Source organism: Embleya sp. NPDC005971, from assembly GCF_040629175.1.
Taxonomy (GTDB): Bacteria; Actinomycetota; Actinomycetes; order Streptomycetales; family Streptomycetaceae; genus Embleya.
This window is the reverse complement of record NZ_JBEXUX010000029.1, coordinates 1-13,560: the sequence shown is the minus strand read 5'-3', so window position 1 is coordinate 13,560 and position 13,560 is coordinate 1. Positions and strand designations below refer to the sequence as shown.

At 71.2% G+C, this 13,560-nt stretch carries 8 protein-coding genes; 4 read left to right on the top strand and 4 right to left on the bottom strand.

The genetic code is table 11. The annotated features are described in order from the left end of the window. Positions 1-66: 66 nt before the first annotated feature. From ABZ374_RS24640 to ABZ374_RS24625, 4 genes are all read right to left on the bottom strand, one after another. Positions 67-1,482: a class II fumarate hydratase gene (locus tag ABZ374_RS24640; RefSeq protein WP_360314527.1), complete on the bottom strand. Its 1,416-nt coding sequence runs from the start codon at positions 1,480-1,482 to the stop codon at positions 67-69. A 104-nt stretch (positions 1,483-1,586) separates the two neighbouring features. Next, positions 1,587-2,234 (bottom strand): LUD domain-containing protein, encoded by a 648-nt coding sequence (locus ABZ374_RS24635; protein WP_360314525.1) that lies wholly within the window; start codon positions 2,232-2,234, stop codon positions 1,587-1,589. Continuing rightward, positions 2,231-3,727, bottom strand: a complete 1,497-nt coding sequence (locus ABZ374_RS24630; protein WP_360314523.1) for a lactate utilization protein B — start codon at positions 3,725-3,727, stop codon at positions 2,231-2,233. The genes ABZ374_RS24635 and ABZ374_RS24630 overlap by 4 nt, the downstream gene beginning before the upstream one ends. Continuing rightward, entirely contained in the window at positions 3,724-4,536 is an 813-nt protein-coding gene (locus ABZ374_RS24625; protein WP_360314521.1) for a (Fe-S)-binding protein, read from the bottom strand. The genes ABZ374_RS24630 and ABZ374_RS24625 overlap by 4 nt, the downstream gene beginning before the upstream one ends. Before the next feature lie 164 nt (positions 4,537-4,700). Here ABZ374_RS24625 and ABZ374_RS24620 point away from each other — a divergent pair, with 164 nt between their 5' ends. The 4 genes from ABZ374_RS24620 (at position 4,701) to ABZ374_RS24605 (ending at position 11,744) form a co-directional block, all read left to right on the top strand. Next, positions 4,701-7,478, top strand: a complete 2,778-nt coding sequence (locus tag ABZ374_RS24620; protein ID WP_360314519.1) for an alpha/beta fold hydrolase — start codon at positions 4,701-4,703, stop codon at positions 7,476-7,478. Further along, the gene (locus ABZ374_RS24615; protein ID WP_360314517.1) at positions 7,478-8,374 is read left to right on the top strand and encodes an ABC transporter permease subunit; all 897 of its coding nucleotides are present in this window, start codon (positions 7,478-7,480) and stop codon (positions 8,372-8,374) included. Before ABZ374_RS24620 ends, ABZ374_RS24615 begins: the two co-directional genes overlap by 1 nt. Positions 8,375-8,783: 409 nt before the next feature. Beyond that, complete coding sequence (locus ABZ374_RS24610; RefSeq protein WP_360314515.1) at positions 8,784-10,217, top strand: alpha/beta fold hydrolase; 1,434 nt, start codon at positions 8,784-8,786, stop codon at positions 10,215-10,217. A 612-nt stretch (positions 10,218-10,829) separates the two neighbouring features. Then, complete coding sequence (locus tag ABZ374_RS24605) at positions 10,830-11,744, top strand: alpha/beta hydrolase (RefSeq protein ID WP_360314513.1); 915 nt, start codon at positions 10,830-10,832, stop codon at positions 11,742-11,744. Positions 11,745-13,560: the final 1,816 nt, after the last annotated feature.

Sequence of the window (13,560 nt, the reverse complement as noted above, 5' to 3'; positions counted from 1 at the left end):
CATCATGCGAAGAACATCACGGGTGTGCGGGTACGCACGGTTGCCGCGCGTGCGACGCGCGTGGGGTCACGGACGGGTCATCCCGAGCACGTCCAGCGCCGTGTCGAGCTCGGCCTCGGTCAGCCGGCCCGCCGAAACGTGGCCGCGCTCGATCACCACCTGCCGGATCGTCTTGCGCTCGGCCAGCGACTGCTTGGCGATCCTCGCCGCCTCCTCGTAGCCCAGGAAGCGGTTCAGCGGGGTGACCACCGACGGTGAGGATTCGGCGTACTCCCGCATGCGTTCCACGTCCGCCTCGATGCCCGCGACCGTGCGATCGGCCAGCACCCGCGTCACGTTGTCGAGCAGGCGGATCGATTCGAGCAGGTTGCGGGCCATCACCGGAAGCATCACGTTGAGCTCGAAGTTGCCCGCCGCGCCGCCGAAGGCCACCGCCGCGTCGTTGCCGATCACCTGCGCCACCACCTGGCCGACCGCCTCCGGGAGCACCGGATTGACCTTGCCCGGCATGATCGAGCTGCCCGGTTGCAGATCCGGCAGCCGGATCTCGGCCAGCCCGGTGCGCGGCCCCGAACCCATCCAGCGCAGGTCGTTGACGATCTTGTTCAGCCCGACCGCGATGGTGCGCAACTGCCCGGACAACTCGACCAGTGCGTCCCGCGCGCCCTGTGCCTCGAAGTGGTCGCGCGCCTCGACGAAGGCCAATCCGGTGGAGGCCGCGATCTCCGCGATCACCCGCGCCGAGAAGCCCGGCGGGGTGTTGATGCCGGTGCCCACCGCGGTGCCGCCCAACGGCAGTTCGACCACCCGCGGCAGGCTCGCGTGCAACCGCTCGACGCCGTACCGCACCTGCGCCGCGTAGCCGCCGAACTCCTGACCCAGCGTCACCGGCGTGGCGTCCATCAGGTGGGTGCGCCCGGACTTGACCACGTCGGCGAACTCGGTCGCCTTCGATTCCAGGGTGGACGCGAGGTGGTCGAGCGAGGGGATCAGTCCGTGGGTGACCGCGAGCGCCGCCGCGATGTGGATCGAGGACGGGAACACGTCGTTGGACGACTGGGACGCGTTGACGTGGTCGTTGGGATGCACGTCCCGGCCCAGGCGCTCGCCGGCCAGGGTGGCGAGCACCTCGTTGATGTTCATGTTCGAGGAGGTGCCCGAGCCGGTCTGGAACACGTCCACCGGGAACTGGTCGGCCCACCGACCGGTCACCACCTCGGCCGCGGCCTGTTCGATCGCCTCCGCGATGTCCCGCTCCAGCACGCCCAGTTCGGCGTTCACCCGGGCCGCCGCGCCCTTGATCCGGGCCAGTGCCTCGACGTGCGCGGGCTCCAGGCGCTGTCCGGAGATCGGGAAGTTCTGCACGGCACGCTGGGTCTGCGCCCGCCACTTGGCGGCGGCGGGCACCAGTACCTCGCCCATCGAGTCGTGCTCGACGCGAAACTCGCCGGTCGAATCTGCGGACGGTGCTGCCTCGGACATCGCTGTCGCCTCCTGGATGAGCGTTCCAAGGCCACAACGGCCCGCCGGCCCGGCCTGTTCCTTATCGAAGCGCGGGGCGGGCGCGGGCCGGGCCCGGGGCGTCCCTACCCGATCAGCACGACATGCAACGTGCGCGGCCCGTGTACGCCCTCCACCCGCTCCAGTTCGATGTCGCTGGTCGCCGACGGGCCGGAGATCCAGGTCTGCGGGCGGCGCGGATCCAGCCGGGCGATCGCCTCCGGCACGGTGCCCACGATCTGGGCGGCGCGCACCACGCACAGGTGGTAGTCGGGCACCAGGGTGAGCGCGCGACGCCCCTGGTCCGGGCCGGTGTCCAGGACGATCGTCCCGGTCTCGGCGATGGCCAGCGCACATCCGGTGGCCACCGCGTCGATCTCGCCGAGCGTGTCGTTGTCCAACGGGGGCGAGTCCACCACCAGTTCGACGCCGAGCCGGGCCAGCCAGGCGAGCCGGTTCCCGGGCGGCACCGCCAGCCGGGTGGCACCGGCGGTGCGCAGCAGTTCGCTCGTGCCCAGCAGCAGATCCCGGGTGTCCTGCACACGCAGCACGGTGGCCTCGTAGTCGGCGACCCGTTCGGCGAACCGCCCGACCACGTCCAGGCCCGCCGGGCGCTCGCGCCGATACGTCCGACGCACCGGCGGCGGCTTGGGCCGGTCGTCCAGGGCCGTGCGCAGCCGGTCCAGGATCACCGTACGGGCCTCGCGGTCCGCCTCGTATCGCTCCACCGTCATTCCTCCAGACCGCCGTCGGTGCGCTTGTACCAGGAGCGGAACGACTCGGCCGGCGGCGCGGGCGCGTCCCGGTCGGCGAACCACGCGCCCACCGGCCCGGTGAACCGCTTCGGCAGCGGGACCCGGCCGATCACGCCGTGCCGGGCGAACCGCGCGCCGACCCCGGCCACGTGCTGGGCGAAGCCGATCCGCCACGGCTTCTCGAAGGTCCACCGCACGGCCGCCATGCCCACTTCCTCGGCCCGATCGTGCGGTCCGCGGCCGCCGTCCACAACCTGTGTACGAAGGTGTACGAGCACCTCGGGGATGTCGATCCGCACCGGGCACGCGTCGAAGCACGCGCCGCACAGCGAGGAGGCGAACGGCAACGACGCGGTCTGCGCGTCCACCCGGTGTGCCGCGATGCCGCGCAACTGCGGGGTGAGGATCGCGCCGATCGGCCCGGGATACACCGACCCGTACGCATGCCCCCCGGTGCGCTCGTACACCGGGCACACGTTCAGGCACGCCGAACACCGGATGCAGCGCAGCGCCTGCCGGCCCACCGGGTCGGCCAGCACGTCGGAGCGGCCGTTGTCGAGCAGGATCAGGTGGAAGTCCTGCGGGCCGTCGCCGGGGGTGACGCCGGTCCACATCGAGGTGTAAGGGTTCATCCGCTCGCCGGTCGAGCTGCGCGGCAGCAGTTGCAGGAACACCTCCAGATCGCCCCAGGTGGGCAGCAGCTTCTCCACCCCGAGCACGGTGATCAGCGTCTCGGGCAGGGTCAGGCACATCCGCCCGTTGCCCTCCGACTCGACCACGCACACCGTGCCGGTGTCGGCGATCGCGAAGTTGCCGCCGGAGACCGCGACCTTGGCGCGCAGGAACTTCTCCCGCAGATGCCGGCGCGCGGCGGTGGCCAGCGCACCCGGCGCATCGGTCAGGTGCTCGGGCGCCGGTCGACCGACCCCGCCCATCTCACGGACGAAGATCTCCCGGATCTCGGCCCGGTTGCGGTGGATCGCGGGCACCAGGATGTGCGACGGCAGGTCCTGTCCGAGCTGGACGATCAACTGCGCCAGGTCGGTCTCCCACGCGTGGATGCCCGCTGCGGCCAGCGCGTTGTTCAGCTCGATCTCCTCGGTGACCATCGACTTGACCTTGACCACCTCGTCCACGCCCTTGGCCCGGGCGATCGCGACCACGATCGCGTTCGCCTCGGCCGCGTCCCGGGCCCAGTGCACGACGCCGCCGGCCGCGCGGACCGCCACCTCCAGGCGTTCGAGGTGGCCGGGCAGTCGGGCCAGCACGTCGTCCTTGATCGCCTCGCCCGCGCGGCGCAGCAGTTCCCAGTCGGGCAGCTCGGCGACCACCTCGTCGCGCCTGGCCCGGATGGTGTGCGTGGCCGCGCGCAGGTTGGCCCGCTGGACCTCGTTCGCCAACTCCGCGTGCGCGGCCTCGGGGAACGGCGGCATGCCGACGAATGTGGGTTCCCCGCGTACGGATGCGGTCATCGCGCTACCTCCGGTCCCGGGGCCTGCCCGGCGGCGAACCCGGCCCGGTCCGGGGCCGGCGCGTATGGCGGCACGTCCGGCAGCGCCTCGGTGCAGGCCAGGATGTCCGCGAGGTGCAGCACTCGGATGCCCGCGTGGTGTCGCGACATCAGTCCGCCGATGTGGGTCAGGCACGAGTTGTCGCCCGCGCACAACACCTGGGCGCCCGATTCCAGCGCGGCGCTCACCTTGTCGTCGCCCATCGCCACCGAGGTGTCCACGTTCTTGACCGCGAACGTGCCGCCGAATCCGCAACATTCGTCCGCGCGCGGCAGGTCCACCAGGGTGAGGCCGCGAACCGCGCGCAGCAGTCGGGTCGGCCGATCGCCCACCCGCAGCAGGCGCAACGAGTGGCAGGTGGGGTGGTAGGCGACGCTGTGCGGGAAGTAGGCGCCCACGTCGGTGATGCCGAGCACGTCGACCAGGAACTCGCTGAACTCGTACACCTTCGGCGCGACCCGCGCGACGCCGGCCGGCAGCGAGCCGCCCGCCTCCCGGGCCACGCTCGCGTGGTACTCGCGCACCATCGCGGTGCACGACCCGGACGGCACGACCACCGCGTCGTAGCCCTCGAAGGCGTCCACGAAGGACCGCACCAGCGGCACCGCGTCCTTGCGGTAGCCGGAGTTGAAGTGCATCTGCCCGCAGCACACCTGGCCGTACGGGAACTCCACCTCGTGTCCGAGGCGCCGCAGCACCCGGACCACGGACTTGCCGGTCTCCGGGAAGAGCGTGTCGTTGAAGCACGTGACGAAAAGGGCAAGGCGCACAATTGACCTCCGCGATCGACTGTACGGATGTCCTCCGGCGGGCGCCCGGCCAAACCTGTCGCACGCGTCCGGTCGTGTGACGCGGGGGCCTCGGCGGATCGGGCGGACCGCTGTGCGGGGCCCTTGTGCCCGGCCTGCGGGGTTGCACCACGTAGGGTCGGCGCATGAGCCTCCGGACGGCACTCGGCCGCCCCTTCGCCGTTGCGCGTTCGCGGTTGACCACGCGTCGATCACGTGTCCTGGCCGGTGTCCTGGCCCTGGTGGTGGTGATCGTCGCGATCGTGGGCGTCGGCGCCCTGGTCCGAGACGACCCGGCGGCGGCCGTGCCCGCGACCGAGCAGCGCATCGACGTCGCCGCCGGGCCGGGCGATCCGGCCCGGATCGGCATCGACACCACGCTGTTCCTGCCGCCGGGAGTGCGCGGGCGGGCGCCCGCCGTACTGCTCGCGCACGGATTCGGGGGCAGCAAGGCCGAGTTGCGCCGGGACGCGGAGGCGTTGGCCCGTTCGGGGTATGTGGTGCTGACCTACTCGGCCCGCGGCTTCGGCGGCTCGGCCGGGCAGATCATGCTGGACCAACCGGATTACGAGGTGGCCGACGCACGGGCGCTGATCGACTGGCTGGCGACTCGACCGGAGGTGCGGCTGGACGGGCCGGGCGACCCGCGGGTGGGCGTCGCCGGTGCCTCCTACGGCGGTGCGCTCGCGCTGTTGACCGCGGCCTACGACCCTCGGGTGGACACGATCGCGCCGCAGATCACCTGGCACGACCTCGCCGACGCGCTGTTGCCGAACGCGGCGGGCGGGGGGCCGGCCGACGGGGTGTTCAAGAAGATGTGGGCCGGGCTGTTCTTCTCGTCCGGGACGAACCCGCTGGGCTCGCTGGCCCCGATAGACGCGAACACCGGTTGCGGACGGTTCGCCGAGCAGGTGTGTGCGGTCTACCGCGAGGTGGCCGTCGGGGGGAGGTCCACGCCGCAGGCGATCGACCTGCTCCGACGGGCCAGTCCGGCCTCGGTGGCGGACCGGATCGCGGTGCCGACGTTGTTGATCCAGGGCCAGAACGACTCGCTGTTCCCGCTCGACCAGGCCGACCGCAACGCCGCGGCGATCGCGCGCAACGGCGCGCCGGTGGAGACGGTGTGGACGGCGGGCGGGCACGACGGCGGCCGGCCGCAGAGCGCGATGGTGCGCGATCGGGTCACCGGGTGGTTCGACCGGTGGCTGAAGCCGGCGCAGGCGACGCCCCGGGCCGGTACGCCGACCGCCGCCGGGGAGTTCCGGGTGACCCGCTCCGGCGGGGTGGACAGCGCCACGCGTGAGCAGCGACTGCGGATCGCCGACACCGGCCACTACCCCGGTCTGGGCGGCACCCGGCAGCGGGCCGTCGCGCTGGCCGGGCCGGAGCAGACCGTGGCCAATCCGCCGGGGGGTGCGCCGACCTCGGTGTCCGGGCTGCCCGGGCTCGGCCTGCTGGCCGGCGCCGGCAGCCTGGGCGCGCTCGCGTCGGGGGCGGGCGACCTGGGCGGGATCGCGTTCGACCTGCCGGGACAAAGCGCGTTCTTCCAGAGCGAGAAGTTCGACCAGAGCACCTGGATCACCGGCTCGACGACGGCCCGGGTGCGGGTCTCCGGTGCGGACGACATCGTGCTGTTCGCCAAGTTGTACGACGTCGCGCCGGGTGGCGGCACGGTGTTGCCGCACCAGCTCGCGGCGCCGATCCGGGTGAGTGGCGCCGCGGCCGGGCGGGATGTGGAGATCCGGTTGCCGGCGATCGACCATCAGGTCGACTCGGGCCACCGGCTGCGGCTCGTGCTCACCGCGACCGACCTGGGCTTCGCGTCGCCGGGCGCGCCCGCGAGCTATCGGGTCGCGCTCGCCGGTCCGTTGACCGTGCCGTCGGTGCCGCAGTTGCACGTGGCCTCGACCGGCTACCCGTGGTGGACGTGGGGCCTGCCGCTGATCGCCGTGCTGGTCGCGCTCGCGCTGCTGCTCACCGGGCGTCGACGTGCGGCGGCCGCGGCACCGGATCCGGCGCTGGCCGAGGTGCCGTTGCAGATCCGGGGACTGACCAAGCGGTACAAGGGCGGCAAGCTCGCCGTCGACGACCTGTCCTTCCGGGTGGAGGCGGGCCAGGTGCTCGGCCTGCTGGGCCCCAACGGCGCGGGCAAGACCACGACGCTGCGGATGTTGATGGGGCTGATCCTCCCGGACGGCGGCGAGATACGGATCTTCGGCCGGGTGGTCGGCCCGGGGGCGCCGGTGTTGTCCCGGCTCGGCTCGTTCGTGGAGGGCCCCGGCTTCCTGCCGCACCTGTCCGGGCGGGAGAACCTGTCGCTGTACTGGCGGGCCACCGGCCGCCCGCACGCGGACGCGCACTTCGACGAGGCGCTGGAGATCGCCGGGTTGGGCGAGGCGCTGGATCGCAACGTACGCACCTACTCGCAGGGCATGCGGCAACGGCTCGCCATCGCCCAGGCGATGCTCGGCCTGCCGGACCTGCTCGTGTTGGACGAACCCACCAACGGGCTCGACCCGCCGCAGATCCGGGCGATGCGCGACGTGCTGATCGGCTACGCGGCCACCGGCCGCACCGTGGTGGTCTCCAGCCACCTGTTGGCCGAGGTCGAACAGACCTGTACGCACGTCGTGGTGATGCACCGGGGCCGGCTGATCGCCTCCGGCCCGGTCGGCGAGATCGTCGGCAACGGCAACACGTTGGTGATCGGCACCCCGGTGCCGGACCTGGCGATCGCGACCCTGAAGGATCTGCCGGGCGTGGGCTCGGTGGAACCCGAGGAGGGCGGCGTACTCGTGCAACTCGCGGGCGCGCAGGCCTCCGTGCTGGTGGCCGAACTCGTCGGCGCGGGTGTCGCGGTGGACCGGGTGACCGCGCGCCGCCGCCTGGAAGACGCGTTCCTGACGCTCATTGGGGAGTCCTGATGACCCGCACGCTCCCCGAACTGCCGACCGACGAGGGCGCGCACCCGATCCCGGGCGCGTCGCACGCACCCGGCTATCGGCCACGCCACACGTTGCCGATCCGGGTCGAGGCCGTACGCCAATTCCGGCGCCGGCGCACCCTGTTCATGATCGGCCTGCTGCTCGCGCTGCCGTGGATCCTGGTCGCCGCGTTCAAGATCGGCGGCGACCCGTCGCCCGACGCGGTGCCCACGCTGGTGGACGTGGCGACCAAGAGCGCGCTCAACTTCACCGCGTTCACGCTGTTCGTCTCGACCGGCTTCCTGTTGGTCGTCGCGGTGGCGCTGTTCTGCGGCGACACCGTGGCCAGCGAGGCGAGTTGGTCCTCGCTGCGCTACCTGCTCGCCGCGCCGGTGCCCAGGGCGCGGCTGCTGCGGGTCAAGCTCGTGGTCGCGCTCGGCTACAGCGTGCTGGCCCTGGTACTGCTGCCGCTGATGGCGTTGATCGCGGGCGTGATCGCGTTCGGCTGGGGCCCGTTGGACCTGCCGGTGGGGGCGTCGCTGCCGACCGGCGAGGCGCTCGGGCGCATGTCGGTCGTGGTCGTCTACGGCGTGGTGGCGCAACTCGTGGTGATGGGCATCGCGTTCTGGCTCTCCACGGTCACCGACGCGCCACTGGGCGCGGTGGGCGGCGCGGTCGGCCTGGTGGTGGTCTCCAACATCGTGGACGCGGTGACGGCGCTCGGCTCGTGGCGCGACTACCTGCCCACGCATTGGCAGTTCGCGTGGGTGGACGTGCTCCAGACGGACCCGCAATGGGACGGGATGATCAAGGGCAGCGCGGTCTCGGTCGCGTATGCGGTGGTCTTTTTGGCGTTGGCTTTCCGCCACTTCGGGCGGAAGGACATCGTGTCGTGATGGTTGTGGCGTGGCGTTTGTGTCGTGGCGTTGTGGCGTAACGTTGTGGCATGACGTTTTGTGCCGTGAGTTCGTCCTGCGTTGACCACCGGCAGTGATGGTTATCAATCCGAAACCCCATCGTCATTAGCATTCAGAGCCGTCCGAACTCATCGAACGCACCTGAATGGAACGTGACTTCGTGAATGTTCGAGTTGGGCCGGCGAGATCGCGTCGCGGCACCGTCCTGGCGGCCTGCATGTCCGTCGCCTTCGGATTGACGGTCGTTCCCGCCGCGGCAGAGGATTCCGGGCTGGCCCCGTTCCTCCGGCAGTCGGTGTCCTGGGCGCGGTGTGTTCCCGGACCGCCCCCGTCCGACATTCCGCAGGAGGAGTGGAACAGGCGGTGGGCCGGGTTGGATTGCACCACGTTGACCGTCCCGCTGAACTATCGCAAACCCGGTGACGGCCGGCTCGACATCGCGGTGAGCCGCCGCAAGGCCGACAGTCCGGCCAAGCGACAGGGCGTGCTGCTGGTGAATCCCGGTGGGCCCGGCGGCGAAGGGCTGGCGTTACCGACCGAACTGGCCGGGGAGGCGATCGCGGGCAGCTTCGACCTGATCGGCTTCGACCCACGAGGGGTGGGCCGGTCCACGCCGCTGTACTGCGAGGCGGTGGAGCAATCCGTCCCGCGACCGACCCGGCCGACGGACGCGCAGTTCCCGGCGATGGCCGCCGCCGCGCTGCAACGCGAACAGGCGTGCCAACGGGCGGGCGGCGGTATGCGGCCGTTCGTCAACACCGCGAACACCGCTCGGGACATGGACTTGATCCGGGCCGCGTTGGGCGAGAAGAAGATCAATTACCTCGGGTTCTCGTACGGTACCTATCTCGGCGCCGTGTACGGCAGCCTGTTCCCCGGCCGGCTCAACCGCAGTGTGCTGGACTCGTCGATGCACCCGGACTGGCTCTACTACGAGCAGTTCAAGCAACAGGCCGTCGCGGCCCGGCAGAACGTCGAAGCCTGGGCCGGCTGGGTGGCCGAGCGGGACAACACGTATCACCTGGGCAACTCGCTCACCCGGGTGATGGCCAATCTCGACGCGATCGGCGAGCAACTGGCGATCAAGCCGGTGCCGTCGCCCGGGTATCCCGAAGACCCCAAGATCGACCGCAATTACTTCGACGCCATGCTGGGCTACGAGACCGTTCCGCGTGCCGTCTGGGCGCTGATGGCCGAACTGGTCATCGAAATCAGGAAGGCGGTCGGCGGAACGTTGTCCGCCGACGCGGCCAAGGCCCTTGCGGTGCTGGCCGAACGGTCCATCCCGCCGACGGTCAACGGCACCTACCAGGCGGTGACGTGCGAGACCGACTGGCCCACGGACCCGAACGTCTACTACGAGCAGATGCGGATATTCCGCGAGCGGTACCCGTACGGCAGGGGTGCGGCGGCGGCCGAGCCGACCGAATGCACGTTCCGGTCGTTCACACCACAGGAGCGGATCACCGACCTGAAGCGCAAGGGCTATCCGATCGGAGTCGTGGTCCAGGCCGAGTTCGACCCGGCCACCCAATACGACGGCGGCCCGGCGATGGCGGCCAAGCTGGACGACAACCTGATCTCGGTCACCGACGAGGGCACGCACAGCCTGTACGGCCGCAATGGCTGCGTCACGAAGAAGGTCGACGACTACCTGATCAACGGCGTGCTCCCCGGCTCCCGCGCCACGTGTGCCGGTCCGCCGAGGCCGGACGTTCCGGCGGATGGCGCCACAGCTCGCTCGACTCCGCAGCCGGACCGGTCTCTGGAGGAACGCGCCCACGAGCTGATCGAGAACCGCAAGCCGAACCGGCGGTTCTGAACCCCGGGACGACGTGGGCGCCGGCCGGCCCTGTGCTCGGCCGACCCACGCTCGGGTCGACCGGGCGTCGGGTCGGCCGGGCGTCGTGAGGTGGTTCGCTGACGTGGTCCGGCGTGGCCGGCGTCGTGCTGCGGGTGCCGGGCGGGCCGGCGACGGGTCCGGTGAGGGTCGCGGGGCCCGGATCGCGAACGCGGCGAATCGCCGGGAGGGTTGGCCGCCGCAGGCCGGGGCGAACTACGCTCGATGGCATCCGAGTTGCGTACTCTGGACCGGTCGTGTGCGCCCACCGGACGATGGGCGCCGGCGAGGTCTTCGGCAGGATCGCTCTGCCGCCGTAGGGCCGATGGGTGGTCCGGTCAGGTCGCGGCGTGGATATGCCGCGCTCAACGCGCTCATGACCTGCATGGACGCTTCCCTGGGCAACACGAGGTCGGCAAGCAGGGCTTGCATGTCCGCGTAATCGAGGACGAGGCCCCGGCCACGAGGGTCCCGCACCGGCAGAGGCAACGGCGCACGCGAGAGGCTGTCCACCGTCCTGATCCTGTCGCCGACGGGCGGTCGATGCCATCGGATTTGACCCTGACGCAGGGTCAACCTCCCAGCATGGTCGGCATGACTACGAAAGACGACGATGCGATCAAGGCTGCGGGGCCGGGCCGGGCGTACGACGACAACGAGGAGCGGGCCGGCCGGCGGTTCACGGTGCACCACGACGGGGTCACGATTCCGGTGTCTCGGGGCGGGCGGGGACGACCGCTGGTCCTGGTCCCGGGGCTGATGTCGACCCAGGCCGACCTACACGAACTGATCGAGCTGCTGCGGCTCGACCACGACGTGGTGACCTTCGACCTCCGGGGCCACGGCCTCTCCTCGGCCGGCGATCGGTACACCTTCGAGGCGTTCCTCGGCGATCTCGTCGCGGTGATGTCGGAGATCGCCGCGTCGGAGCCCGGGCGCGCCGTCCCGCCCATACTCGTGGGCTATTCCCTCGGCGCGGACCTGGCCGTGCACTACGCCGCCGAACATCCGGACGCCGTCGCCGAACTCGTGCTCATCGACGGGGCAAACCCGCTGCCGGAACCGTTCATCACCGAGATCGACCTACCGGAATTCCGCGCAATGGCAGAGGACCCGACAACCCGGCGTGAGATCGAGCAGTCCATCGGCACGCCGCGTCAGGTGCTACCCACCGCCAAGGAAATCTTCGACCTACAGTTGCAAATCGACGTGGTCCGCTCCCGAATCCTCGACCGATTCCGCAAGATCACCTGCCCCATAACCATGATCATGTCCACCTCGATCGCCGGCACCGGCACGGACGGCCGCACCCCCCGTCACAACCACCTCTGGCGCACCGGCATCGCACGCCTACTCCACGAGCCCCCACCCACCCCCACCGTGACCTGGCTCCCCACCAACCACCGACTCGTATTCACCCATGCCCGAGAAATCGCCCAACTCATCCAAGCCAGCCCCACCCCGGCCCCAGCCCCGGCTCCAGCCCCGGCTCCCCGAACAGCTCCCTGACCACCGCAAGCCGGCACCATGGCCGCCTCTCTCGGCCGAGGTGGTCAACCCTGTCGAGGGAGTATGGATACTCGAAGTCGACGCCTGCGGGCGGGTGTTGGTGGGGTTGGGTGCGGGTGGCTTTGTGCTAAACGGTCGGCGTGGGCCGGTGGAGGTGGGCCCGGGTCCACGGTCACCGGCGGCCGGGAGCCCCGGACTCCCCGGCGAGAGGTGGGTGTTGCTTGGCGGGAAAGGCGCCGGCAACGGCGGAGCGGGAGGGCGGCCGGGTTGGGTTCGCCGGGGAGCCTTTCCGAATGGGTCGGGCGCTTGCGGCTGGCGGTCGCGTCTTGGTGGGCAGCGGGTGGCTTTGTGCTAAACGGTCGGCGTGGATCGGCGGAGGTGGGCCCGGTTCCGTGGTCACCGGCGGTCAGGAGCCTTGGGTTCCCCGGCGAGACGCGCGCGTTGCCTGCAGGGAAAGGCGCTGGCAACGGCGGAGCGGGAGGGCGGCCGAGTTGGGTTCGCCGGGGAGCCTCCCCGAGTGGGTCGGGCGGTCGCGGCCGGCGGTCGCGACTTGGTGGGCAGCGGGAGGCTCAGTGCTAAACGGTCGGCATGGACCGGCGGAGATCGGCGCGGGTCCACGGTCACCGGCGGCCGGGAGCCCTGGACTCCCCGGCGAGACACAGGCGTTGCTCACCGGAAAGGCGCTGGCAACGGCGGAGCGGGAGGGCGGCCGAGTTGGGTTCGCCGGGGAGCCTCCCCGAGTGGGTCGGGCGGTCGCGGCCGGCGGGTGCGCTTTGATCGGCAGCGGGTGGCCTTGTGCTAAACGGTCGGCGTGGACCGGCGGAGATCGGCCCGGTCCCACGGTCACCGGCGGTCAGGAGCCCTGGACTCCCCGGCGAGACGCGGGCGTTGCTTGCCGGAAAGGCGCTGGCAACGGCGGAGCGGGAGAGGAGCCCGGTGAGGTTCGCCGGGGAGCCTTCCCGAGTGGGTGGGGCCGTTTCGACGGGCGTTTCGGGGTGGGTGCGCGGGCGGAAAGGCTGCCCGTGGGTTGGGCGGGTCTCGATCCGGATCGCGGGACGCCTTCGGACCCGCTGTTTTGGGGCTGACCTGCGGTTTTGTGCAACCGGCCGGCGAGAGTGTGTGCCGGGGGCCGGGTTGCGCACGCAAGCAGCCGATTTCGCGTGGGTCATGGCTCTCGGTGGGCGTTTCGGGTCGGCGCGGCCGGGTGGAGAACTGTCTGTGAGCCCGGAGGGTCACGCCCCGGATCCCGAGACGGCTGCCCGCCCCCCGGGGGTCCTCTGACCTGCGGTTTTGTGGGACCGAGCGGCGAGAGCAGGTGCCGAGGGCCGGGTTGCGCACGCAGGCGGCCGATTTCGCGTGGGTCAGGGCCCTCGGTGGGCGTTTCGGGTCGGTGCCGCCGGGCGGAGAGCCGTCCGTGAGCCTTGAAGGGTCACAACCCGGATCCCGAGACGGCTTCCCACACCCAGAGTTCCACTGACCTGCGGTTTTACGTGACCGCGCGGCGAGAGCGCGTGCCGAGGGCCGGGTTGTGCACCCCGGCGACCGCAACCGCCCACCCACGGCCCGCTCTTCTTCTCCCCTTCCGCCACCACACACCCACCACAACCCGAAACGGCCCGACCCTCTCGGAAAGGCTCCCCGGCGAACCTCACCGGGCTCCTCTCCCGCTCCGCCGTTGCCAGCGCCTTTCCGGCGAGCAACGCCCGCGTCTCGCCGGGGAATCCAGGGCTCCTGACCGCCGGTGACCGTGGGACCGGGCTGATCTCCGTCAATCCACGCCGACCGTTTAGCACAAGGCCACCCGCTGCCCACCAAG

What these genes read in the sequence shown, in the direction of transcription:
- ABZ374_RS24640 (WP_360314527.1), bottom strand. Translation starts at nt 1,482, where the DNA reads ATGTCCGAGGCAGCACCGTCCGCAGATTCGACCGGCGAGTTTCGCGTC.
- ABZ374_RS24635 (WP_360314525.1), bottom strand. Translation starts at nt 2,234, where the DNA reads ATGACGGTGGAGCGATACGAGGCGGACCGCGAGGCCCGTACGGTGATC.
- ABZ374_RS24630 (WP_360314523.1), bottom strand. Translation starts at nt 3,727, where the DNA reads ATGACCGCATCCGTACGCGGGGAACCCACATTCGTCGGCATGCCGCCG.
- ABZ374_RS24620 (WP_360314519.1), top strand. Translation starts at nt 4,701, where the DNA reads ATGAGCCTCCGGACGGCACTCGGCCGCCCCTTCGCCGTTGCGCGTTCG.
- ABZ374_RS24615 (WP_360314517.1), top strand. Translation starts at nt 7,478, where the DNA reads ATGACCCGCACGCTCCCCGAACTGCCGACCGACGAGGGCGCGCACCCG.
- ABZ374_RS24605 (WP_360314513.1), top strand. Translation starts at nt 10,830, where the DNA reads ATGACTACGAAAGACGACGATGCGATCAAGGCTGCGGGGCCGGGCCGG.